22 protein-coding genes and 1 riboswitch are annotated in these 23,299 nt (G+C 60.4%); of the genes, 18 read left to right on the top strand and 4 right to left on the bottom strand.

From position 1 onward, the window contains the following. Positions 1–18 precede the first annotated feature (18 nt). The gene (locus AB3X39_RS09045; protein WP_369417041.1) at positions 19–768 is read left to right on the top strand and encodes a YdcF family protein; all 750 of its coding nucleotides are present in this window, start codon (positions 19–21) and stop codon (positions 766–768) included. Here AB3X39_RS09045 and AB3X39_RS09040 read toward each other — a convergent pair. Beyond that, the gene (locus tag AB3X39_RS09040) at positions 751–2,337 is read right to left on the bottom strand and encodes a UbiD family decarboxylase domain-containing protein (protein ID WP_369417040.1); all 1,587 of its coding nucleotides are present in this window, start codon (positions 2,335–2,337) and stop codon (positions 751–753) included. The genes AB3X39_RS09045 and AB3X39_RS09040 overlap by 18 nt on opposite strands. A 388-nt stretch (positions 2,338–2,725) precedes the next feature. Between AB3X39_RS09040 and AB3X39_RS09035 the strand changes: the two genes are divergently transcribed. The 12 genes from AB3X39_RS09035 to AB3X39_RS08980 all read left to right on the top strand — a co-directional run bounded on the left by AB3X39_RS09035 (position 2,726) and on the right by AB3X39_RS08980 (position 15,525). Beyond that, the gene (locus AB3X39_RS09035; RefSeq protein WP_369417039.1) at positions 2,726–3,490 is read left to right on the top strand and encodes a lytic transglycosylase domain-containing protein; all 765 of its coding nucleotides are present in this window, start codon (positions 2,726–2,728) and stop codon (positions 3,488–3,490) included. A gap of 41 nt (positions 3,491–3,531) precedes the next feature. Continuing rightward, a riboswitch (ZMP/ZTP riboswitch) is annotated at positions 3,532–3,678 on the top strand. 31 nt (positions 3,679–3,709) lie between these two features. Further along, on the top strand, positions 3,710–4,960 hold the full coding sequence (gene glyA / locus AB3X39_RS09030) for a serine hydroxymethyltransferase (RefSeq protein WP_369417038.1): 1,251 nt from the start codon (positions 3,710–3,712) through the stop codon (positions 4,958–4,960). 12 nt (positions 4,961–4,972) lie between these two features. After that, positions 4,973–5,416 (top strand): transcriptional regulator NrdR, encoded by a 444-nt coding sequence (nrdR, locus tag AB3X39_RS09025; RefSeq protein ID WP_369417037.1) that lies wholly within the window; start codon positions 4,973–4,975, stop codon positions 5,414–5,416. Positions 5,417–5,521: 105 nt separating this feature from the next. Then, on the top strand, positions 5,522–6,055 hold the full coding sequence (locus tag AB3X39_RS09020) for a Tfp pilus assembly protein FimT/FimU (RefSeq protein ID WP_369417036.1): 534 nt from the start codon (positions 5,522–5,524) through the stop codon (positions 6,053–6,055). A gap of 11 nt (positions 6,056–6,066) precedes the next feature. Next, a complete protein-coding gene (locus AB3X39_RS09015; RefSeq protein ID WP_369417035.1) occupies positions 6,067–6,546 on the top strand; it encodes a type IV pilin protein in 480 nt (159 codons plus the stop codon). Beyond that, a complete protein-coding gene (locus tag AB3X39_RS09010) occupies positions 6,543–7,253 on the top strand; it encodes a PilW family protein (RefSeq protein WP_369417034.1) in 711 nt (236 codons plus the stop codon). Before AB3X39_RS09015 ends, AB3X39_RS09010 begins: the two co-directional genes overlap by 4 nt. Further along, a complete protein-coding gene (locus AB3X39_RS09005) occupies positions 7,250–8,569 on the top strand; it encodes a hypothetical protein (protein WP_369417033.1) in 1,320 nt (439 codons plus the stop codon). Before AB3X39_RS09010 ends, AB3X39_RS09005 begins: the two co-directional genes overlap by 4 nt. A 12-nt stretch (positions 8,570–8,581) precedes the next feature. Further along, positions 8,582–9,757, top strand: a complete 1,176-nt coding sequence (locus tag AB3X39_RS09000) for a type IV pilus modification PilV family protein (RefSeq protein ID WP_369417032.1) — start codon at positions 8,582–8,584, stop codon at positions 9,755–9,757. A 59-nt stretch (positions 9,758–9,816) separates the two neighbouring features. Then, positions 9,817–10,947 carry a bifunctional diaminohydroxyphosphoribosylaminopyrimidine deaminase/5-amino-6-(5-phosphoribosylamino)uracil reductase RibD gene (gene ribD, locus AB3X39_RS08995; RefSeq protein ID WP_369417071.1) on the top strand — a complete coding sequence of 377 codons (1,131 nt, stop codon included), beginning with the start codon at positions 9,817–9,819 and terminating at the stop codon, positions 10,945–10,947. Beyond that, a complete protein-coding gene (locus AB3X39_RS08990; RefSeq protein ID WP_369417031.1) occupies positions 10,944–11,738 on the top strand; it encodes a UDP-2,3-diacylglucosamine diphosphatase in 795 nt (264 codons plus the stop codon). Before ribD ends, AB3X39_RS08990 begins: the two co-directional genes overlap by 4 nt. Before the next feature lie 128 nt (positions 11,739–11,866). Beyond that, complete coding sequence (locus AB3X39_RS08985; RefSeq protein WP_369417030.1) at positions 11,867–12,667, top strand: hypothetical protein; 801 nt, start codon at positions 11,867–11,869, stop codon at positions 12,665–12,667. Positions 12,668–12,699: 32 nt separating this feature from the next. Beyond that, the gene (locus AB3X39_RS08980) at positions 12,700–15,525 is read left to right on the top strand and encodes a bifunctional diguanylate cyclase/phosphodiesterase (RefSeq protein WP_369417029.1); all 2,826 of its coding nucleotides are present in this window, start codon (positions 12,700–12,702) and stop codon (positions 15,523–15,525) included. Here the strand turns inward: AB3X39_RS08980 and AB3X39_RS08975 are convergent. Continuing rightward, a complete protein-coding gene (locus tag AB3X39_RS08975; protein WP_369417028.1) occupies positions 15,500–16,573 on the bottom strand; it encodes a formylglycine-generating enzyme family protein in 1,074 nt (357 codons plus the stop codon). The genes AB3X39_RS08980 and AB3X39_RS08975 overlap by 26 nt on opposite strands. 36 nt (positions 16,574–16,609) lie before the next feature. After that, complete coding sequence (gene bioB / locus AB3X39_RS08970; protein WP_369417027.1) at positions 16,610–17,644, bottom strand: biotin synthase BioB; 1,035 nt, start codon at positions 17,642–17,644, stop codon at positions 16,610–16,612. Positions 17,645–17,833: 189 nt separating this feature from the next. On the opposite strand from bioB, the gene AB3X39_RS08965 reads away from it, so the two are divergent. From AB3X39_RS08965 to AB3X39_RS08950, 4 genes are all read left to right on the top strand, one after another. Then, positions 17,834–18,814, top strand: a complete 981-nt coding sequence (locus AB3X39_RS08965; protein WP_369417026.1) for a homoserine kinase — start codon at positions 17,834–17,836, stop codon at positions 18,812–18,814. Position 18,815: 1 nt separating this feature from the next. Beyond that, positions 18,816–19,619 carry a BPSS1780 family membrane protein gene (locus AB3X39_RS08960; protein WP_369417025.1) on the top strand — a complete coding sequence of 268 codons (804 nt, stop codon included), beginning with the start codon at positions 18,816–18,818 and terminating at the stop codon, positions 19,617–19,619. Between the two features lie 131 nt (positions 19,620–19,750). Further along, positions 19,751–19,987: a DUF4266 domain-containing protein gene (locus AB3X39_RS08955; protein ID WP_043909546.1), complete on the top strand. Its 237-nt coding sequence runs from the start codon at positions 19,751–19,753 to the stop codon at positions 19,985–19,987. After that, complete coding sequence (locus AB3X39_RS08950; protein ID WP_369417024.1) at positions 19,978–21,354, top strand: DUF3570 domain-containing protein; 1,377 nt, start codon at positions 19,978–19,980, stop codon at positions 21,352–21,354. Before AB3X39_RS08955 ends, AB3X39_RS08950 begins: the two co-directional genes overlap by 10 nt. A 33-nt stretch (positions 21,355–21,387) precedes the next feature. Here the strand turns inward: AB3X39_RS08950 and rpiA are convergent, their stop codons facing one another. After that, a complete protein-coding gene (rpiA, locus tag AB3X39_RS08945; RefSeq protein WP_369417023.1) occupies positions 21,388–22,047 on the bottom strand; it encodes a ribose-5-phosphate isomerase RpiA in 660 nt (219 codons plus the stop codon). 35 nt (positions 22,048–22,082) lie between these two features. Between rpiA and AB3X39_RS08940 the strand changes: the two genes are divergently transcribed. After that, positions 22,083–23,120, top strand: a complete 1,038-nt coding sequence (locus AB3X39_RS08940) for a quinone-dependent dihydroorotate dehydrogenase (protein WP_369417070.1) — start codon at positions 22,083–22,085, stop codon at positions 23,118–23,120. Positions 23,121–23,299: the final 179 nt, after the last annotated feature.

The following is a 23,299-nucleotide window of genomic DNA, read 5'->3' as shown; positions in this document are numbered from 1 at the left end:
CCTTTTCTTAGTGCTCTTGTGCTCCCTCCTGTACCGCTGATGGGCTGGCTGTTCGCCGGTGCCTTGATCGCCAGAAAGCATCCCCGCACCGGCATGGGGCTGAGTGTGTCAGGGCTGATACTGCTTTGGCTGTCATGCAGCCTCGCCCCCGCCGTTCTGATCCAAGATTGGCTTCTCAAGCCCCCAGCAGCCCTGAGTCCAGCCACACTGGATACTTTAAGCCGCCGCTCCACCGCTGAACATCCCGTGGCCATCGTCATGCTTGGTGGCGGTCGAGACCCCATGGCCGCAGATTACGGTCAGGCCAATTTGAGTGAAGTCTCGATGACGCGGCTGCGCTACGGTGTGTGGCTGGCACGCCACAGCCACTTGCCCATGGCCTACAGCGGTGGCGTGGGCTGGGCTCAAGCTGGCGAAACCAGCGAAGCCGTGATCGCCGACCGCATCCTGCGCGAAGAGTACAGCTTAGAGCCCCGCTGGCTCGAACCCCGCTCGCGCGACACCGAAGAAAACGCCCGTCTCATGGTGCCGCTGCTGATGCGGGACGGCGTGGAACACATCATTCTGGTCACCCACGCCCTGCATATGCCGCGCGCACTGCGCCAATTTGAAACCGCTGCGGCAGGGCAGATTCAAATCACCCCGGCCCCGGTGAGCGAACTTTCGCTCGACGACATCCCGCTGCTGAACTGGATGCCCAGCGGCTCGGGCATGAAAGCCATGCACGCCGCCTTGCATGAACTCATCGGTTTATGGGTGACGACCTGACGTACTCTGCGGACTCAGCCGAGTCCACAGATCCTCCATCCTTCGAGTCACCTCGGCATCCATGGTGATGGTCTGCCCCCACTCGCGATCGGTTTCCCCCGGCCACTTGTTGGTGGCATCCAACCCCATCTTGCCCCCCAGACCCGATACCGGCGAGGCGAAATCAAGGTAATCGATCGGCGTGTTTTGCACCAACGTGGTGTCACGCCCAGGGTCCACCCGGGTGGTGATCGCCCAGATCACGTCGGCCCAAGAGCGGATGTTCACGTCCTCATCGACCACCACGATGAACTTGGTGTACATGAACTGGCGCAAGTAACTCCACAGCCCGAACATCAAGCGCTTGGCATGCCCGGGGTAGCTTTTCTTCATGCTGATGATCGCCATCCGGTAACTGCACCCTTCAGGCGGCAGGTAGAAATCAACGATCTCGGGGAACTGCCGGCGCAGGATCGGCACGAACACTTCATTGAGCGCGACACCCAGCACGGCGGGTTCATCGGGCGGCTTGCCGGTATAGGTCGAGTGATAGATCGGGTTCTGACGCAAGGTCATGCGTGAGACCTCAAACACCGGGAACCAGTCTTGCTCGTTGTAGTAGCCGGTGTGATCACCGTAAGGCCCTTCAAGCGCGTGCAAATAGCCACCACGCTCGCACAGGGGCACGCCCAACTCCGAGCGACCTTCAAAACCTTTGGGTGCGACCGGGATGTGCCCTTCGAGCACCATCTCAGCGCTGGCCGGCACCTGCAATCTCAAAGCCCCCTCACCCACGCCACTTCCGGCCAGTTCGGTGCGTGAGCCGCGCAGCAAGCCAGCGAATTGGTACTCCGACAAACTATCCGGCACGGGCGTCACCGCACCCAAAATCGTGGCCGGATCGGCGCCCAGAGCCACCGCAATCGGGAACGCTTGACCCGGATTGGCTTGCGCAAATTCGCGGAAATCCAACGCCCCACCCCGATGCGCCAGCCAACGCATGATGAGTTGGCGTCGCCCGATGAGTTGTTGGCGGTAGATGCCCAAGTTCTGCCGGGTGCGTGGCCGAGGCACCGACTGCGGTCCGCGTGTCACCACCAACCCCCAAGTCAGCAACGGTGCCACATCGCCCGGCCAGCAATGCTGGATCGGCAGCTGCGTCAGATCAATGTCGGTACCCACCACGATGTCGTGCTGACACAACGGTTTACGAACCTGGGTCGGTTTCATGTCCCACACCGTTTTGGCCAAGGTCCAGAGCCGACCGGCGTCCTTCAGGCCACGCGGTGGTTCGGGCTCTTTGAGGCTGGCCAGCAACTCACCGATCTCGCGCAGTTGGCTCACATCCGTGGCCCCCATGCCCAGTGCGACGCGACGCGGCGTCCCAAATAAATTGGTCAGCACGGGCATGAATGCGGGTTTACCCTTATGCTGTGCGGCAGTGAAAAGCAAAGCGGGCCCCTCACTGCGCAACACCCGGTCGGACAGAGCAGTCATTTCCAAGTGGGTCGAGACAGGCTCCGACACCCTCAGAAGCTCGTTCTGTTGGGCCAAGGCTTCGATAAATTCGCGCAAATCGGTGTATCTCATCACGAAACAAAATATAACAAGCAGGCCGTTAGGTTGACCAGTTATTTGCCACCCCCTAAAATAGGGGCCTAGCTCTTGACAACCGGGGGGTTGTCTACTCTCTCTTTACGGATCCTTAAATCCCGATCTTTTCTCGCCCAACAAGAGGCGTGATCGCGGATTTCGCCAAAAAAGTCACAAACGACACCACAGGACCGATTGAGAGCAGTGCAGGAGCATTATCGAGGCGCCGGACGTTACACCCTGGCGCCGCTCCAGTAACTGGATAGGAAAGGGTGTCATGGACACATTCCAATCGTGGACTCGAGCACCGTGGGCAGCTGTAACGTCAACTCGAGACTCTTTATCAGCTCGCGGGCGACAGCTGCTCGCACTCAGTCATCATTCCATGGCCCTTCTGGGCGTGGGCGTTTTCACCGTCGCTTTGATCGTCTTCGGTCGATCTGACTTGGGCACCGAATTTGAGGCCGAAGCCCTGACTTGGCTGCAACAGCGTCAAGCCGCGCGCACTTTGGCCGATGCTGGCAGCAGCACCGAACTGAATGCGCTGGATGCATCTTGGGGGGACTTGAACGCGGTTGATCGCGCCACAGCCGCTGATCCGGCCAAGCTCAGCCGCCAACAGGCTTCCGTGGCCAAGTGGTTGTCGCACCGTTACCGCGTGGCCCCTGAACCCGTCAGCCGACTGGTGCAGGAAGCGTGGCGCATGGGTCATCGCGAAAAACTTGAACCCACGCTGATCTTGGCGGTCATGGCCATCGAGTCGGGCTTCAATCCGTTTGCACAAAGCGCCGTCGGCGCTCAAGGGCTGATGCAAGTCATGACCCGGGTGCATGACGCCAAGTACGAGGTCTTCGGTGGCAACCACGCTGCGTTTGACCCGGTGACCAATTTGCGCGTGGGCGTGCAAGTGCTCAAAGAGTGCATCACCCGTGCGGGCGGGTCACTCGAAGGCGGCTTGCGCCGTTATGTGGGCGCCACCAACTTGACCGATGACGGTGGCTACGCCAACAAGGTACTGGCCGAGCACAAGTACCTGCACCAGATCGCCCAAGGCCTATCGGTGCCGGTCACAGCGCATCTGCCAAGCCCAACAGTCGCTCCCGAAGCGCCGGCCACCGGTCAGCGCAACACCCGGTTGGCCCTGCGCTGACCATGATCGGGGCCCACCCACGGCCCCGATCCGCTACACTCGCGCCGCCGCGCAACTGGCGATCCAGAGGGGATGCTTGGCACTTTTTGCCATCCCAAACCCCTCCGAGGTGGTCAACCACCGGGGAGCGCGGCTGCCGACCCGCCGAGACGGGATCTTGCATGACGCCGTGCGCCTGGGCAGTCGATGCAACCTTAGCCATGATCCACAGGACCGCCCATGTTTGACCGCGCCACCCATACCCTGGCCCATATCGATCCCGAACTCAACCGTGCTATCGACGCCGAAGTGCGCCGCCAAGAAGAGCACATTGAGCTGATCGCCTCTGAGAACTACACCTCTCCGGCCGTGATGGCCGCGCAGGGCTCACAGCTGACCAACAAGTACGCTGAAGGCTATCCCGGCAAGCGCTACTACGGTGGCTGCGAACACGTCGATGTGGTCGAGCAGCTCGCCATCGACCGCGCCAAGCAGCTCTTCGGCGCCGAATACGCCAACGTGCAGCCCAACTCCGGCTCGCAAGCCAACCAAGCGGTGTTCTTCGGTCTGTTGCAGCCCGGCGACACCATCATGGGTCTGAGCTTGGCCGAAGGCGGTCACCTGACCCACGGCATGCCGCTGAACATGTCGGGCAAGTGGTTCAAGGTCGTCAGCTACGGCCTGAACGCCGCTGAAGACATCGACTACGACGCCATGGAAGCACTGGCGCACGCACACAAGCCGAAATTGATCATCGCCGGCGCTTCGGCCTTTGCGCTGCGCATCGACTTCGAGCGCTTCGCCAAGGTTGCCAAGGCCGTGGGTGCTTATTTCATGGTGGACATGGCGCACTATGCGGGCCTGATCGCTGCCGGCGTCTACCCCAACCCGGTGCCGCATGCGGACGTGGTGACCACCACCACGCACAAGACCCTGCGCGGCCCGCGCGGCGGTCTGATCCTGATGCGCAGCGAAGAAATCGCCAAGAAGATCAACTCGGCCATCTTCCCCGGCATCCAGGGCGGCCCGCTGATGCATGTGATCGCCGGCAAGGCGGTGGCCTTCCAGGAGGCGCTGCAACCCGCCTTCAAGGCCTACCAGGAACAGGTGGTCAAGAACGCCGCCGTGATGGCTGACACGCTGATCGAGCGCGGTCTGCGCATCGTCAGCGGTCGCACCGAAAGCCACGTGATGCTGGTCGACCTGCGCCCGAAGAACCTGACCGGCAAGGAAGCCGAAGCCCTCTTGGGTCGTGCCCACATCACCTGCAACAAAAACGGCATCCCCAATGACCCGCAAAAGCCGTTCGTGACCAGCGGGATTCGTTTGGGCTCGCCGGCGATGACCACCCGCGGCTTCAAGGAAGAGCAGTCGCGTCAGGTGGCCAACTTGATCGCGGACGTGCTCGAAGCCCCGAACGACGAGGCCGTGATCGAACGCGTCAAGGCCCAAGTGGCGCAACTGACGCGCGACTTCCCGGTCTACCGCTGATCCTGACCAACCGTGCGCTGCCCCTTTTGCAATCACCCCGAAACCCAGGTCGTCGAGACCCGGGAATCGGACGAAGGGGACACCGTGCGGCGTCGCCGCCGTTGCCTTCAGTGCGACAAACGCTTCACGACCTACGAGCGGGCTGAACTGAGCCTGCCGGCGGTGGTGAAGAAAAACGGCGACCGGGTGGACTACGACCGCAGCAAGCTGCGGGCTTCGATGGGTTTGGCGCTGCGCAAACGCAACGTCAGCGTGGACCGCATCGACGCGGCCCTCGAACGCATCGAAGACCAACTTCGCTCCAGCGGCAGCAGCGAAGTCTCCACCGCTGAACTCGGCGAGCGCGTCTTGCTTGAGCTCAAACACCTCGACAAAGTGGCCTACGTCCGCTTCGCCTCCGTCTACCGCCAATTCGAAGACGTGGACGAGTTCAAACGGCTGATTCAGGACATCTGAGCGCCAAACATCCACCCCCCCTCGACCCCATCTAAAGAGGGATAGCAACGACTGAACTTGTCGGCCTAGAGTGCGTTCAACGCATCAAGGACACGGGAGGACAGCGTGAACACACCGGACCGGGGTTGGACCTTGGTGGAGGCGCTGGTGGTGGTGAGCATCGGCGCCCTTTTGCTGGGGCAGGCTTTGCCCGCGCTCAGCAGCTTTCTCAGCCGTCGCCAGCTCGAAGGACTCTCGATGCAGTTGCAAGCCGACATGCACGAGTGGCGCGCCCGCAGTGTGGCCAGTGGTCAAGGTCTGCGCCTGAGCTTACCCACCACGCCCGCTGGCGGCAGCTGTTATGTGGTCCACACGGGTGATGCCGATGCCTGCACCTGCACGGACACGGGTCAAGCGGTATGCCAGAGCGGCACGCTGCGACTGCGCAGTGTGTTTATGCCAGACACCCCCCGCGTGCAGTTAAGCGCCAACGTCAAATCGCTGCGGGTCGATCCGCGCCAAGGCACCGTGAGCCCAGCCGGCAGCCTGGATCTGAGCAACGCCGATGGCAGCCTGCGCCTGCGCCATGTCGTCAACATCATGGGCCGGGTGCGCGTATGCATGGCGGCCGGCAAGATGAGCGGCGTGCCCGCCTGTTGATGGAGAACGCGATGCACGGCCACCACACGCACCGCACGCATCACATCCCACGCGGCTGGACGTTGCTCGAACTGGTGGTGGTGTGCGGCCTCATCGCCTTGCTCAGCACGCTGGCCCTGCCCAGCTACCGCGACCACGTGCTGCGCAGCCGGCGCATGGAAGCCCTCAGCGCCTTGATGCAGATCGAGCAAGCCCAAGAGCGGCGGCGCTCGTTCCAGCCCAGCTACACCGACATCCTTGGCGCTGGCGGCTTGGACTTGCCAGCCACCACGCCGAACGGTCTTTATCAATTCAACCTAAGCACCGTGGTCGGCACCGAAAGCAGCGCCTACAGCATCACGGCCATCGCCCAAGGGGCACAAGCGGACGACAGCCCGTGCCAACGACTGGGCGTGACGCTGAGCGCCGGCAGCCGGCAGATGGTGTCTGGGCCCGATGCCCAGCTCAGCAACACCGCCGCCATCAACCGGCGCTGCTGGGGACAGCCATGAGGAGACTCAGACCTCCCTTCATACAAGCAGGCTTCAGCCTGATCGAGATGCTGGTGGCGTTGGCCTTGAACATGTTGATCATGATCAGCGCCAGCAGCTTGGTGTTGATGCACTTGGCCGAGCAAAAACGCCTGCACGCTGAAACCCGACTGCATCAGACGCTGCGCCACAGCGTCGATCTGATCGCGCGCGATCTGCGCCGCGCTGGTTACTGGGGCGCTTCCGGGGACGAACCGGGCCGAGCCAACCCTTATGGCGGCTTGTTTCCGGTGGATCAGAACCCCGCAGGCGTGAGTTCCCACATCGGCTACAGCTACAGCCGCGACCCCAAAGAGGATTCACTCGCCAGCAACCAAGAGCGCTTCGGCTTTCGGCTCAACACCAGCCAACGGGGTACAGACATCCGACTCTCAGGCGGCGCACTGGCCTTGGCCAGCAACGACAACTGGCAGGCCCTGACCGATCCCGCTGCGGTCCACATCACCCGGTTGGAGATGACCCCCACTGTCCAAGTCGTGTCTTTGATCGCGCAATGCCGCGTCCAAAGCTGTGCGGCCAGCGACTTGCAATGCCCCCCACGCTTGCTGCGCCGGGGTGTGCAGATCGACATCGACGGCGTGGATACCAAAGACCCCAGCGTGCGGCGCAGCCTGAGCGCCTACACCCTGCTGCGCAACGACGAGGCGCTTGGGCGTTGCCCGTCATGACCACAGCACCACGCTCTCACGGCTCAGCCACGCTCGGCTTGGTCTTGGTGCTGCTCACCAGCTTGGCGCTGATGATCGTTTATGCCCACCAAGCACAGTGGGCCGAGATGCGCGGTGCAGCACACGGCGTGCGTGGCCTCATGGCCTTTGAAGCCGCCGAAGCCGGTCGCGCTTGGGGCAGCGCCATGTTGGCAGCCTCCACACGGTTGAACAGCGCCTGTCAGCCAGAGACCACCGCCGGTGCAACCGCTCTCAGCTTCAGGCAACGCTTGCTGCGCTTCAACCCAGCGACCGGACGCCACCAAGCGGCCCAAACCAACCCCTCGCAGCCCGCCTGCTTGATGCAAGGGGGCTCGTGGCAGTGTGCATGTCCCGATCAAGGCTCGGCCACCTTGGCCCTGCCCGACCCCAACTTGCAAGACGGGGATCATCCTGCCTTCAGCGTGCGCATCGCAGCCCTCGCATCGCCCGCGCCGGCCGGTCAGATCGAACTGATCAGCACCGGCTGCGCCAACCCAGCTTTGGGCTGCGGCGGCGATCAAACCGCCGAGGCTCAAGCCCAAGTGAAGATCGTCTTGGCCCCGGTCGGCTCTTTGCGCTCGCCCCCGCAAGCCACCTTGAGTGCCGGCGGCATGATTGAGGCCCACGGCCCAGCGGCGGTCATCAACACCGATCCGCAAAGCATGGGCTTGACGCTCGATGCCGGCGGCAACATCCAGTTTGATACCAGCGTGCAGCTCATGGGTCTGCCCGGCAGCCCACCACAGGCGTCGGTCTTGGCCTTCGACTCCGGCTTGCAAAATCCAGCAGCGGGCACCACCCCCACCCCACCCCCGAATCTGTTGACCTCCGACTGGCCGCTGCACCTTTTCGGGCTGCCCGGCGGCAGCTTGGTCAAGCTGCCGCACTGGAGCCTGCCCGCTTGTGCTGGCGGGATCTGTGACGCAAGCGCCACCCAAACCGCACTCGACCAAGGGGCCAGCGCCTTGTGGCTGCGGGGCGATGTGCGTCTCACGGGCCCGCTGACCGTGGGCCGAGCCGATCAGCCGGTGATCTTGGTCGTGGACGGCCACCTGCAACTGCAAGGCGAGGTCCACATCCACGGTTTTATCCTCACGCAACGCCTGAGCTGGCGCCATCCCGGCACCCCGACCAGTACACCGGCCACCTTGGACGGAGCCGCCGTGGTGCAGAGCGACGCCCTGATCGACGGTCGCATCGTCATGAGCCGCGACCCCACCGTGCTGCAACGCTTGCAACTCGACGCCGGCACATGGGTGATGCTGCCCGGCCGCTGGCGCGATCACGAACCATGAAAGGTGTTGATCATGACCACCTTGAGGCCCCGATGTCGTTCATGGACTGGGTTTTCGCTGCTCGAAACCCTGATCGCCACCTTGGTGCTAAGCATCGGCATCGTCGGTCTGATGCGCTTCCAAGCGGTGTTGCGCAGCAGTGGTGATTTGGCCCGCCAACGCATCCAAGCCGCCCGCTTGGCCAGCCATGAGCTGGAGCGTTTACGCAGTGCATGGGGCGCGGCCCTATCCACCAACACCAGCGCCACACTGCTCCAGTCCGATACCCGCTATGAGCAAATCGGCAGCCTCCAGCCTTGGGCAACGGGCACAGGACTGTCGCAACTCATCCATGCCGACATCCGCTTGACTTGGATCCCCGCGCAAGCCGCACCCCAAAGTCTGACGCTGAACACCTTGCTCAACGAGATGCCCCCCGAGGTCCTTGGTGCGGTGATGCTGGCCCCTGACGTCGCTTCATGGCGTGGCCCGAGCGCAGATCGACCGCTCAAGCGTCATCCAAGCATCCCCCTTCAGGCCAAGGATTTGGGCGATGGCAGCATCGCCTTCAAGCCGCGCATGGACGGGCCTGTGGTCTGGCTGTTCGATGCCAGAAGCGGCCTCGTCACCAGCCGCTGCAACAGCGACCCAAGCCTGAACAACAGCCAGCTTACCCGCAGCAGCTTGAGCGGCTGCACGTTGATCAGCGGTTTTTTACTCGCAGGCTACGTGCGCTTTGCCACCAACAGCGACAATCCCAGCGCCGCCGATGTGGCCAACCCTCCAAGCCCCGCCCTTGATCTCGACATGCAGCTCAGCCTCACCAGCACCGGGCACCCCAACCCGGCCGTCGAATGCCTCGACGATGCCCCGGCCGTGGCCACCCCAACGCAGATCCTCCAAACCATCGTGAGTTACAACTGCTTGGTCCAACCCGCAGGCAACCCGGCGCGCTGGTCGGGTCGGTTGGATGTGTTGGGACGCGGCTGGAGCTTGCGCGTCTGTCGCTACAGCCAAGATCGCAACGGCAACGGACGCATCGATAACGCCGAACATCCCCTGAGCTACACCGATGTCAGCGGCTCCTTGGCCGATCAGAATTTTCTGGTGGTCCGCGCCGCCACCCCTTGCCCAGCCTACAACCTCAGCCCTGATCCAAGCGGCGTGCTGCCGCCTCTGCCCTTGGTGACGCAGGCCCATCAACCCTAGCCCAACATCCTGCCGTGCCGCACGCTTCGCACCCACCGTTGACCCCTGACCACCTGGCCATGCAGCGCGCTTTGGCGCTGGCCCAACACGCCATCGGCTTGTCCGACCCCAACCCCCGGGTGGGCTGCGTGCTGGTCCGACAAGACGGTCAAACCCTCGGTGAGGGTCACACCCAACAAGCGGGCGGTCCCCACGCTGAAGTCATGGCCCTGCGCGACGCGAGGCAGCAAGGCCACGACCCCAGAGGAGCCACCGCCTACGTCACGCTGGAGCCCTGCGCACACCACGGTCGCACCCCGCCGTGCTGTGACGCGCTCATCGAAGCGGGTGTGGGCCGCGTGGTGGTGGCCATCCGTGACCCCAATCCGCTGGTCGCTGGCCAAGGTCTGGCCCGGCTGCGCGCCGCCGGTATCACGGTCGATGTCGGCTTGCTGGCTCACGAAGCACGCGAGCTGAACATCGGCTTTTTCTCGCGCATGGTGCGCCAGCGCCCTTGGGTACGACTCAAAGTCGCCGCCAGTTTGGATGGCCGGACCGCCCTGCCCGACGGCCGCAGCCAATGGATCACCAGCGCCGCCGCACGCACCGATGGCCATGCGTGGCGCAAGCGCGCTGGGGCGGTGCTGACCGGCATCGGCACCGTGCTGGCCGACGATCCACGCCTTGATGTTCGGCTGGTCGCCACCACCCATCAGCCCCTGCGGGTGGTGGTGGACGGTGGTCTGCGTCTGGAGCCCCAGGCCCGCATCTTGGCCGCCCCAGGACGGGTGCGGATCTACACCGGCGTGGGTGATCCGCTGCGTCTGGCCCATGCCCGCAGCTTTCTGGGTGAAACCCAAGAGCCCGAACGCATCCGCATCGTCTCGCTCCCCGCACGGCGGTCAGAAGAACAGGGCCGAGACCCCATGAGCGAGCATGTTGACTTGGCCGCTTTGCTGGACGACTTGGCCGGAGAAGGCATCAATGAGGTGCATGTCGAAGCCGGGGCCGGACTCAACGGCGCTTGGGTGCGTGCTGGGCTGGTGGATGAATACCTCGTCTACCTCGCGCCGAAGCTGATCGGCGCAGGGCTGCCCATGGCCGCGCTCGGCCCCCTTGAAAGCCTCGCCCACGCCCCGTTGCTTGAATGGGTCGAAGTCAGCCCCGTGGCGGGTGGGCCGGACCTGCGTTTGCGAGCTCGTCCCCTGTGATCACCCACCTTGACGCCCCCACCGCTTGGCAGCGGATCGATTTGATCTCCGACGTGCATCTGTGCGACGCCACACCTGCGTCGCTCGAAGTCTTGCTGCAACACCTGCGCCACACCCCCGCTCAAGCCGTCTTGTTGCTGGGCGATATGTTCGAAGCGTGGATCGGCGATGACGCTGCCTTCCTCAAAGACGCACCCGAACACGCCTTGATGCAAGCGCTGGCCGAGGCCAGCCAAGGTCGCTGGGTTGGTTTTCTGCACGGCAACCGCGATTTTCTGGTCGGGTCTCACCTGTTGGGTGCCTTGGGTTGGCACGCCTTGGACGATCCTTGCGTGCTCAGCACCGCTTGGGGTGAACGCTTCTTGCTCAGCCACGGCGATCAGCTCTGCACCCAAGACAGCGATTACCAACGCTTTCGCGCCATGGTGCGCAGCCCGGACTGGCAACAGGCTTTTCTGGCGCGACCCTTGACTGAACGGCGCGAGATCGCACGCGCCATGCGCCAAGCCAGCATGGCCAACCACCAAGATGCACATCACACGGTGGATCCCACCGATGACGGTGTCGATCTGGTCGCCGCACTGGCGCTGCTGCACACACACGACTGCCCCGTTTTGATCCACGGCCACACCCATCGTCCGCAAACCCAAGCGTTGGGGGCAAGCCACGGGCGTCACGTGCTCTCGGATTGGGATCTGGACCACCCGCCCTTGCGCAGCGAAGTGCTTTGCCTCACGGCCCAAGGCTGGCAACGTCAAAAACCATCACGCCCCTCCTTCCAAAACCCGTAGAGGTCCCCCATCCTTCACATGCTGGGGCAAGAATATGCAGCCTCACCATCAGCAAGACGCCGATCCAGTGACAGCATGGCAACGCTGATCACACTTCCAACGACGAAATATCGAGCCCCTGAATTGTTATGAAGATCTTGCCCGCCCTTGTTTGTCTCACCGCCCTTGGTTTGCTGGGTGCCTGTGCCACATCCACCCAACCACCAGCAGCAGCACCGCTGCTCATGGCCAGCGATCTGCGTGCGCATAGCGATGCCTTAGCCGTGGCTTTGCAAACCGACAACCCAGCTCAACCTTCGCCCCAGTTCGGCGACTACACCACCCACCATCTTGAAGCCCGCTGGTCTCGCGAGCGAGACTTCATGGTGGTCAATCCGACGCAATTGACCCAAGCGCGCCAAAAATTCAGCTTTACCCAGCAAGGTCCCCAAGAACAGCGCGCCGAAGTGCTGGGCATGACCATCCTGCGCAACGCAAGTTTTCACTGGGTCAACGGGGCCTTCACCAGCGATTTCAATCAGTCCAACTCGTTTGCGGGCAGCATCACCCCCCTTCGACCCAACACGCCGGCCCCGACCTTCAAATCCCTCAGTGGCATCCTCAATTACGGTGAGTTTGCATGGGAGTTCATCGTCTACAACCCCGATGGCAACGAAGGCTCAGCGCTCGAAAGCGGCATGATTCAAGACATCCGTGGCAACCAAATCCTGATCCGGGCACTGCGCCAATTTGAGAATCAACCACCAAGTCCGCGCAATTTGGGGTTTGAATTCCTGCAAAACGACGTGCATATCGGTGCCGTATCGCTCCTGCCATCGCCACAAGTGTGGCTGCGGAGGGATCTCAGTCCAGACCTCAAACTGGTGCTGAGTAGCTTGTCGAGTGCGTTGTTGATCCGTCGAAGCATGCAGACGGCAACACCGCACTGACACCCCCTTTCACGCGTCCCGATCCTGACATCATGGTCAAGCCTGCATCGACAGAACCCCAGCGGTGGCTCCACCGCTTGGCGGTCTCCGCAGGGATCTTGATGTTCTGGGTGCTGCTTGCGTGGTTTCTTGCGAACACCTACCGCGATCGACAAATCGCCGAGGTGATCCGCACCGAGCAGCAACAAATCCATCAGCACAGTCAAGGCACCGCCACCAGCGTGCGGCGCATCCTCTCACTGCGGGGCACAGGTGTGGCCATCACGATGGCGCAAAACGGCTTCATCCGCGACAGCGTCCTTGCACTCCTGCGTGATCGACAACGGATGTCGTCATCGATCAACACCTTGGAGCAACGCCAAGAGCGGCTGTTGCGCCATCCCGTGACCCAAAAGCTGCGGCAATATCTCGTGCTTGCCGCCAGTCAATTCCAACTGTCTTCGCTCTGGGTCGGCGATGCCAATGGCGACTGCCTCGCCTCAGGCCGGCAGGATGTCAGCCACGGTTGCGTTGGGACGAACTATGCCGATCGGTTCATCTTTCAAGAGGCTCGTGCAGGCCGGAGTAACTACCAATTCGCCGTGGGCCGACTCACGGGTGTTGGTGGCCTGTTTTTTGGGGCGCCCATCGAAGAACAAGGTCGTTTCATCGGCTTTGTGGTCGCGAAAATCGATATGCCAGATTTGTCGTCATGGATCAACCAAGCCCATGCTTTTCTTTCAGATCGCTATGGGGTGGTTGTGCTTGCGTACGACAAAAGTCTGGAAATGCATACCCTCCCCGGGGCAGCGATTCATCATCTGACCGCCATACAGCGTCAGCAAACCTACAAGCGCGATGCCTTCCCCCCCTTGGCGCTAGAGCCTTGGAATACACCGATCTTTGGTGAGGCCAACCACACGCTGTGGCGCATCCATCAAGAACCGCATCCTTACCTGCGCAGCGACGTTGCTTTGCAGGAGTACGACCTCCATCTCACGGTCATGGCGCCCTTGCCCCAATTGGCCATCCTGCAACAGCAGGGGCAAACCTTTTTCGCGCTCTTGGTGCTGATCGGTACCTTGATCGTCGGGATCGGCGCCAGCTTGAGCTCGTACCTCGGGTCGATTCGACACTCACGAGGCGTGCTTTTGCAGCAAAAAGAGCGCTTGGATGAAGCCCAACACTTGGCCCATCTGGGCAGCTGGGAACTCGATCTGCACACCGATTTGCTCAGTTGGTCCCAAGAAACAGGCCATATTTGCGAGATCGATGCCCTGCCAAGCACGGCTGGATATGCCTTCTTTCTCTCGCTGATCCATCCAGACGATCGCCCCAGTGTCGATCAGTCTTACCAAGAGGCCTTGGCGCAGCGAACCCCATACCATCAAACACACCGACTCTTGCTGGCCGACGGTCGCACGCGTTTTGTCGAAACGCGTTGTGAGACCCGTTTTGATGCGGATGGTCGTGCCCTGCGTTCGATCGGGACGATGCAAGACGTTTCCGAACGCAAAGCCGCAGAGGAAGAAATCCATACCTTGGCTTTTTTCGACCCGCTCACCAAACTGCCCAATCGCCGCTTGCTGTTGGATCGTTTGCGCCAATGTGTCAGCCATCCAGCCCCAGCACCCGGTGCATACCAAGCCCTGCTTTTCTTGGATCTGGACAACTTCAAAACGCTCAACGACACCTTGGGCCACGATGTCGGCGATCGCATGCTCATGGAAGTCGCTGATCGCCTGCGTCAAAGCGTGCATGCCAGCGACACCATCTCGCGCCTTGGGGGCGATGAATTCGTGATTTTGCTGGGTCACTTGAGCGAATCGGTCGAAGACGCTGCTGCGCAAGCGGCCGTGATTGGTGATCAGCTCATCAGCAGCTTGGCAGAACCCTACGTCCTCGGAAGCCACATCCATCGCAGCAGCGCCAGCTTAGGGATCACGCTGTTTTGTGGCAATACCGTGTCGGTCGATGAAATTCTCAAGCGTGCTGACATGGCCATGTATCAAGCCAAATCAGCCGGACGCAACACCCTGCGCTTCTTTGATCCCACCCTTCAAGCAGGACTCAACGCCCGCTTGCGCATGGAACAAGATCTCTATCGCGACTTGGCTCAACGCGAATTCTCACTGCACTACCAACCGCAGGTGGATGCCCAAGGGCACTGCTTGGGCGTCGAGGCGCTGGTGCGCTGGAACCACCCGCAGCGTGGCTGGATCTCGCCGCTTGATTTCATCCCCATCGCCGAAGACAGCGGCCTGATTCAGCCTTTGGGAGCGTGGATCATGGAAACCGCCTGTCAGCAGTTGGTGGCGTGGCAAGCCCATCCGTTGACCGCAGGACTCTCCGTCTCGGTGAACGTGTCACCACGCCAGTTCATGCGGCCCTCGTTCGTCAGCGACATGATCCATCTGCTGCACACCATCCCACTGGACCCCAACAAGTTGGTGATTGAAATCACCGAGAGCATCTTTCTGGACAACTTGGATGCGGTTGTCCAGAAAATGGCCGCGCTGCAAAAATATGGACTGCGTTTTTCGCTGGATGATTTCGGCACGGGCTATTCGTCGCTGTCTTACCTTAAGCGCTTGCCGCTGGAGCGGGTGAAGATTGATGCCGCTTTTGTGCACGACATCCTGACCGACCCCACCGATGCGGCCATCAGTCAAGCCATCATCGTCTTGGGTCGCAGCTTGAGACTGACCTTGGTGGCAGAGGGGGTCGAAACCACGGGCCAGTGGCAACTGCTCCAGGAACAGGGTTGCCACCTTGGCCAGGGCTACTTGTTTGCCAAGCCCATGCCCGCCCCCGCGCTGCAAGCTTGGCTGATGGCACAAGCCCCAGCTTCGCTCACGGCAGGGTCCGCACCAGTCTGAAACCCACCAACTGCCCCCGCACAGTCGCGGGAGCTCGATTGCGGCTGGCGGCACGCAAAAAGCTCGGTCCATCGAACCAACTACCGCCGCGCACGATACGCCGCTCGTCGGCACAGCCATGCAACCACGCACTGCCATCGGCGGGAGCATCGCGATAGTCTGGATGCCAGCAATCCTGCACCCATTCCCAGACGTTGCCATGCATGTCAAAAAGGCCAACACCGTTGGGCTTGTAGCTTTTAGCCGGGGCGGTGTAGGGATGGCTGTCGTTGCATTCAGCCGTCGGGATCTTCCAGTCCGGCACGCTTTCGCGAATGCTTCGATCCCCGACGTTGGCGTACTCGCACAACTGCGCTGGGCTATCGCCCTCGAAGCCGTAGCTATCACGGTGCCCCGCACGCGCCATGTATTCCCACTCCGCCTCGCTGGGTAAGCGGTAAGTGTGATCGGTGAGCTTGCTCAGCCAACCAGCAAACGCTTGGGCGTCTTCCCAACTCACACAAACCACCGGGTCTTGATCGGTCTGATCAAACCCCGGCTGACGCCAATCGCGCGCCGGATCTTGCTCCACCTTGGTGCCATTCCACACCCAGCACCCGCCTTGGGATTCGTGATGGGTATCTTCGACAAAGGCCGCAAACTGGGCCCGGGTCACCTCGGTTTCCATCGCCCCCATGCGGTAGTTGATGGTGACCGGATGCTGGGGACTTTCATCCGAGCTGCGGCCCAACTCATCAAGCGATGACCCCATCCGGAAATGGCTGGCCGGAATTTCAACCAACCACGGGCAGTCGTTGTCTTCGCAATCGCGAAAACGCCGCCCTTGCGTCATCAAAGGTGCTTGGGGCGGCATTTTCAAGGGCACTGCTGCCTTGGCACCCTTGCCTCGACCGGATTTTTTAGATCCCTTGGATGCAGCCTTGCTCTTGCTCTTGGGCTTGGCATGGGCCACCGGTGCGGTGCAAACCAGCGCCAACGCCCCCAAAGCCATGCTCAAACCCATGAGCAAAGGCCGCAGACGCTTTCTGATTTTCTGGAGGTTCGTCATCACAAGGCGACCTTTCATCCAAGGGTAGGAAACCGATCAAAGAGCCGCTGTCATGCCCAGCTTGTCCAGCAACGCGCGGTCACGATCAGCATCAGGATTGCCCGTGACCAACAATTTTTCCCCGTAGAAGATCGAATTCGCTCCGGCCAAGAAACACAAGGCCTGGACGGCTTCACTCATTTGCTGGCGTCCCGCTGACAGCCGCACCCGTGCGGTCGGCATGGTGATCCGTGCCACAGCAATGGTGCGCACAAATTCGAACGGATCCAAGGCCTCGGTACCGTGCAACGGTGTGCCTTCAACCTGCACCAACTCATTGATCGGCACCGACTCGGGATAAGGCTCTAGGTTCGCCAGCTGGGCCACCAAGCCAGCGCGATCACGCCGGTTTTCACCCATACCCACAATGCCCCCACTGCACACGGACAACCCCACATCGCGCACATGGGCCAAGGTATCAAGCCGGTCTTGATAATCGCGCGTGGTGATGATGTTGCCGTAGGTTTCAGGGGCGGTATCAAGGTTGTGGTTGTAGTAATCAAGGCCCGCCTCTTTGAGGCTACGAGCCTGCTCACCATTGAGCATCCCCAAAGTGCAGCACGCTTCCATGCCCAAGGACTTGATGCCGCGCACCATGTCGGCCACCTTTTCGATGTCCCGATCCTTGGGCGCACGCCAAGCCGCTCCCATGCAAAAACGGGTCGCCCCCAAAGCCTGAGCACTGCGCGCGGCATCCATCACCGCATCGCGCTCCATCATCTTGCTGGCTTCGACCCCGGTTTCGTGATGCACCGATTGCGGGCAGTAACCGCAATCCTCTGGACAGCCCCCGGTCTTGATCGACAGCAGCGTGGAGAGTTGCACTTCATTGGCGTTGAAGTGTTCGCGATGCACCTGCTGCGCCCGATACATCAAGTCATTGAAGGGCAGATTGAACAACGCTTCAACGGCATCCACGCTCCAACGCTGCGTTGCAGCACGCTCGGGAGACGGTGTCAGTGGCTTGGCCACGGACTTACCCAGGTGAAGCTGGATCGGTTGGAGAGCTTGGTGCTGTGGATTGGCATTCATCGGTTCGGATCGCAGTCGAAAAACATCATCGGTGGCCCCATCCAACAAAAGCCGACGTGGGCACCCCAGAGGCGTGAGTGTGCCCGAAGACGGATTGCACACGACTGACAAGACCTCACACGGCCCCCATGAGGCGCCCGCCTACAATGGCGGCCCTTGCATGCACCGCAGCGGGCATCCCGACTGATCATGGCTGTCTTTACCCAAGTTTCCTCTGAAGAAGCCCAAACCCTGGTCACCCGACTGGGGCTTGGACGCTTGATTGATCTGCGCGGCATCCAAGCCGGCATCGAGAACACCAATTACTTTCTCAACACGGAATGTGATGGGCAGCGTCATGCTTGGGTGCTGACCATCTTTGAACGCCTGGGTTTCGAGCAACTGCCGTTTTATCTGCACTTGATGAAGCACCTGGCGGAGCGCGGCATCCCCGTACCCAAGCCCCAGGCAGAGACCAACGGTGACGTGCTGCTGCGCTTGCGTGACAAACCCGCCGCTGTGGTGAACCGGCTCGCCGGCCAACATCAACTGGCACCGGCGGTGTCGCACTGCGAACAAGTCGGAGCCATGTTGGCTCGCATGCATGTGGCCGGACAAAACTACGCGCAACACCAACCCAATTTGCGGGGCTTGGGTTGGTGGGATGAAACGATCCCCACACTGCTACCGTTCCTCGATGAGCATCAGCACGCTTTGATCACGACCGAGTTGGCCTTTCAACACAGTTTGGCAGCTTCTGCCGCCTACCAAGCCCTGCCCCGGGGTCCGATCCATGCCGACTTGTTTCGCGACAACGTGATGTTCGACGGACCCGTCGGCCATGAGCGCCTGAGCGGCTTTTTCGATTTCTACTTTGCCGGGGTCGATGCGTGGCTCTTCGATATCGCCGTCTGCCTGAACGACTGGTGCATCGACCTCGACAGCGGACGCTTGGATGAAACCCGTGCACAGGCATTCATCAGCGCTTACGACCAAGAACGCCCCTTGAGCCACGACGAGATCCGCTTGCTGCCCAGCATGCTGCGCGCGGGCGCCTTGCGTTTTTGGACTTCGCGACTTTGGGACTTTCACATGCCCCGGGAGGCCCGTTTGCTCAAACCCCATGATCCACGCCATTTCGAACGCATCTTGCGTGAGCGGATCCAAAACCCTTGGCATTGGTTGCGCTGAGATGCATCTGCGTACTGCTCCTGCGCTGGAAGGTGTGGCATGGATGCGCGCTGGCGTGACCTTGCTGCTGCGCCAGCCCATGGCCCATTTGGCCTTGATGGGTTTCATGTTTTTTGCCTTCGGCATGTTGCTCGGTATCCAGAAAATCGGCCCCATCGTGGTCCTGATTCTGGTGCCCAGCTTGAATGCGGGTTGGGTTGCCTGCAACGCCGCTTTGAGCATCGGTCAACCCGTCTCTCCCTTGACATTGCTGGCACCTTTGCGCTCAGCCAGCCGCTCAAAATTGCTCGTTCTGGGTTGTCTTCATGCCGTGGCGAGCATTGCCATGCTGGTGCTGGCGGACCTGATTGATCCCGATTTCCATCAGCATTGGCGTGCCGCGCTGCGCGAGCAACCGGCCAGCGACGACACTTTGAGCGAAGCCGCTTTCCATGGACTGCAATCCGGCATGCTGCTGCGACTGCTTTGCCTTTTACCGGTCGCCTTGTTGTTTTGGCATGCCCCAGTCATCCTGCACCGGCTGCCTGGTACGAGCGTGGCCAAAGCACTTTTCGCCAGCGGACTGGCGAGCCTGCGGAACATCAAGCCCTTTGTCATCTATCTGGTTTCGTGGGTCTTGGCCGATCTCATTTTGTCGCTGCTGATCGGTGTCTTGCTGTCGCTCTTCGGCGCAGGGGGGGGACTCGCCGTGTTTGTTTTGGTACCCGTGATGCTGCTATTCGCCGGTGCGTTCTACACATCCATGCACGCCAGCGTGCACGGGTGCCTGTTGTTTGACGACATCCCCGTCGAAACAACCGTTTAAGCCCCCATTTGCACGGCATGGCTCGGTGGATGGCACTTATTAAGATCGTGGCAATGCACAAGACGCATCATGTCGCGCATGCTTGACTTGGGCATGTGCCTGCTGCCGTTCATCTTTCTATCGACCGCACCATGAAATCTCGCTCCCTTCGAACTGTTGCCGGACTGAGTGTCCTTGGCTTATCTCTGGGTCTTGGCGGATGCTCCACCATGGGCGTCTCGCCTTGGGAGCGTGACTTGATGGCCAAACCGTCGATGGCCCTCACGACCTCAGCGTTGGACGCTGCGGCGGATGACCACAGCTACTTCAGCAAGGAAGCCGCCACCGGTGGGCGTGGATTTGGTGGTGGAGGTTGCGGATGCAACTGACCATCCCATCATCGAAGGTGCCCGTACGTCGGGCCTTGGCCACGGCAACAGCAGGCTTGCTCGGTGCGAGCGGCGGCGTTGAAGCTTCGGGCCTGACTGTGCCGAATGCACCATGGCAAGCCGATACAGCCCTGTACGTTTATCACGAAGATCATGGCGGTGTCTCCGCGTATGAACCCATGCTGTCGATGCATCGCACCGATGCTTATGACCGCACGGTGTCCCTCAAATTGACGTTCGACGCTGTCAGCGGCGCATCACCGACTGGCGGTGTTCCACAAAGAACAGCGGTCACCCACACCGGTGCCTCAGGTCAAAGCAGCTACGTCACACCCGCCAACAGCATTCCAGTCGATCCCAACTTCAAAGACCACCGCGTTTCTCTGTCAGGGGGTCTGGATCGCCCTTGGGGACGGGATCAACGTTTGAGTCTTGGCGGTGGACTCTCGGTGGAAGGAGATTTCTTCTCCGTCTCAGGCAATGCCGCCGTCGCCCGTGAATTCAATGACAAGAACACCACGCTCAGCTACGGTGTCGGTTTGGAATACGACCAAATCAGTCCGAAGGGTGGTCCACCGAACGCCCTGCAATCACCCAACGCCACCCCAGCCACCCCCGTCGTTGCCCAAACATGTACCTCGGCCTCAGGCCGACCCGTCAGTTGCAGCAGTAGCGCAAGCACATCCGCATCACGCACGGTCCTCAGTGGCTTGGTCGGTGTGACCCAAGTGATGACGCGGCGTTGGCTCACCCAAGTCAATCTGGGCTTGGAAGTCGGTTCGGGCTATTTCACCGATCCTTACAAGATCGTTTCAGTGATTAACCCCGTGACAGGCAATCCAGTGGGCGATGCTTTTGTCACGGAAGGCCGCCCTTCCAGTCGGACACGGGCCAGCTTGTTTTGGCAAAACAAAATCCATCCTTTCAGCGAGGATGTGATTGATGTGTCCTACCGCTTGTACCGAGATGACTGGGGCATTACCTCACACACGGTGGACGCGCATTACCGCTTCGAAGTCCCTTCAGCAGGGTTCTACATCGAACCTCATTGGCGCTCTTACCGCCAAGGAGCTGCCAATTTCTACCGCCCATGGTTGGTGGATGGCGTCGATTACAACCAGACAACCCACAGCACCACCATGGCATATGCCTCAGCCGATCGACGCTTGGGGACGCTGAAGGCCCAAACTGTCGGCGCCAAACTGGCTTTTACCTTGGGCCATGAGGAGGAGCTGGGATTGCGGTTGGAGCGCTACACGCAAACCTCCCAACAGCCTACGGGCGGTCCAGCCTATTTTGACAGCGTGCAAGTTGTACCCGATTTGAGCGCCACCATGCTGATGGTGACGTACTCCTTCAACTACTGATCACAACAAAAAAGGCCCCACAAGGGGCCTTTTTCAATACCGCAGCGTCTGCACGCCCTGCGCGGTCCCCATCAAACAAACGCCAGCCTTGTGGCGCGCAAAAATGCCACAAGTGACCACCCCAGGCCATTGATTGATCTCCTGCTCCATGCTGAGCGGATCCGTAATCTTCAGTCCCCGAACATCCAGAATCAGATTGCCGTTGTCCGTGACCACACCTTCACGCCATGTCGGCTCACCCCCAAGCTGACGCAAACGACGCGCCACTTGAGCCCGAGCCATGGGGATCACTTCGACGGGCAGCGGAAAGCGCCCCAGAACATCCACTTGCTTGGAGGCATCCACAATACACACGAATTGCGCGGCCATATCAGCGACGATTTTCTCGCGTGTCAGGGCCGCACCACCGCCTTTGATCATGTGACCGCGATGATCGATTTCATCAGCGCCATCGATATAGACACTCAGGGTTTCCACCTCGTTGGCATCCAAGACGGGAATACCGTGTGCACGCAAACGCTCCGTGCTTTGAATCGAACTCGACACCGTGCCGGCAATGCGATCTTTGACCAAGGCTAGAGCGTCGATGAAATGATTGACCGTCGAGCCCGTTCCCACACCAATGATGGTGCCGGTACCAACGTAATCGATCGCAGCCTTGGCCACCAAAGCTTTAAGTTCGTCTTGTGTCATGGGTAAACAGTCTGAAAAAAAGGACAATCAGGATTATGAGTCTCATTCCCTACGCCCTGACCCGCCCCTTTTTGTTTGGTCTTGATCCCGAACATGCCCATGAAATCACGCTCAACACCTTGGAGCGTTTCCAAAACACCCCTTTGCAACGTTTTTGGGCCTGCGCCCGTGACCAAGCTCCGATCAAGCTCGCTGGATTGACCTTTCCAAACCGCGTCGGCTTGGCGGCTGGATTGGATAAAAATGGCCGGGCCATCGATGGTTTAGGGGCCATGGGCTTCGGCTTTATTGAAGTTGGTACCGTCACACCCAAGCCGCAACCGGGTAATCCCAAACCTCGGATTTTTCGTTTACCCGAAGCTGAAGCGCTGATCAATCGCCTTGGGTTCAACAATGAAGGTCTGGCTAGTTTTTTGAGCAATGTTCAAAAAGCTTATAGTTTTCGCGCCCAAGGTGGACTGATTGGCCTCAACATCGGTAAAAATGCCACGACACCGATTGAACGGGCGACCGATGACTATCTGATCGGTCTGACGGGGGTTTATCCCCACGCTGACTACATCACGATCAATATCTCCAGTCCCAATACGGCCAATCTACGGCAACTACAAAGCGATGAGGCCCTTGATCAGTTGCTGGGAGCTCTGCAAGAACGCCGAGGGTTGCTGGAACAGCAATACAAACGCCGCGTCCCCATTTTCGTCAAAATCGCACCCGATCTTGATGAAACCCAGATTGCCGTGATTGCCCAAACCCTGCTGAAAAATCAAATCGACGGCGTCATTGCTACCAACACCACCATCAGTCGCAAGGCCGTGACGGGCCTTCAACATGCTGATGAAACCGGGGGGTTATCGGGCCGACCTGTTTTTGAAGCCAGCAATCTTGTGATCCGACAATTACGCAGCCATTTAGGCGCAGCCTTTCCAATCATGGGTGTCGGTGGCATATTGAGCGCTGAAGATGCCCTGAGTAAACGAGCTGCAGGCGCAGATTTGGTACAGGTTTACACCGGTCTGATCTACAAGGGGCCTCAATTGGTGAAAGACATCACCAAGGTCTTGATGGATTAACTGCAGGTCGATGAGCCACATCGTTGGCTCATTTATATCAACCGATCAATTATCCAAAAGCACAAAGCCTAAAGCCCTCACGAGGAGGGCTTTGGGTGTTTCTTCTTAGAAGAGGGGTGCCTGACGATGACCTACTTTCACATGCGAATGCACACTATCATCGGCGCTGAGGTGTTTCA

Source organism: Leptothrix ochracea, from assembly GCF_041083635.1.
GTDB classification, from domain to species: domain Bacteria; phylum Pseudomonadota; class Gammaproteobacteria; order Burkholderiales; family Burkholderiaceae_C; genus Sphaerotilus; species Sphaerotilus ochraceus.
This window is presented reverse-complemented; position numbering and strand designations above follow the sequence as displayed.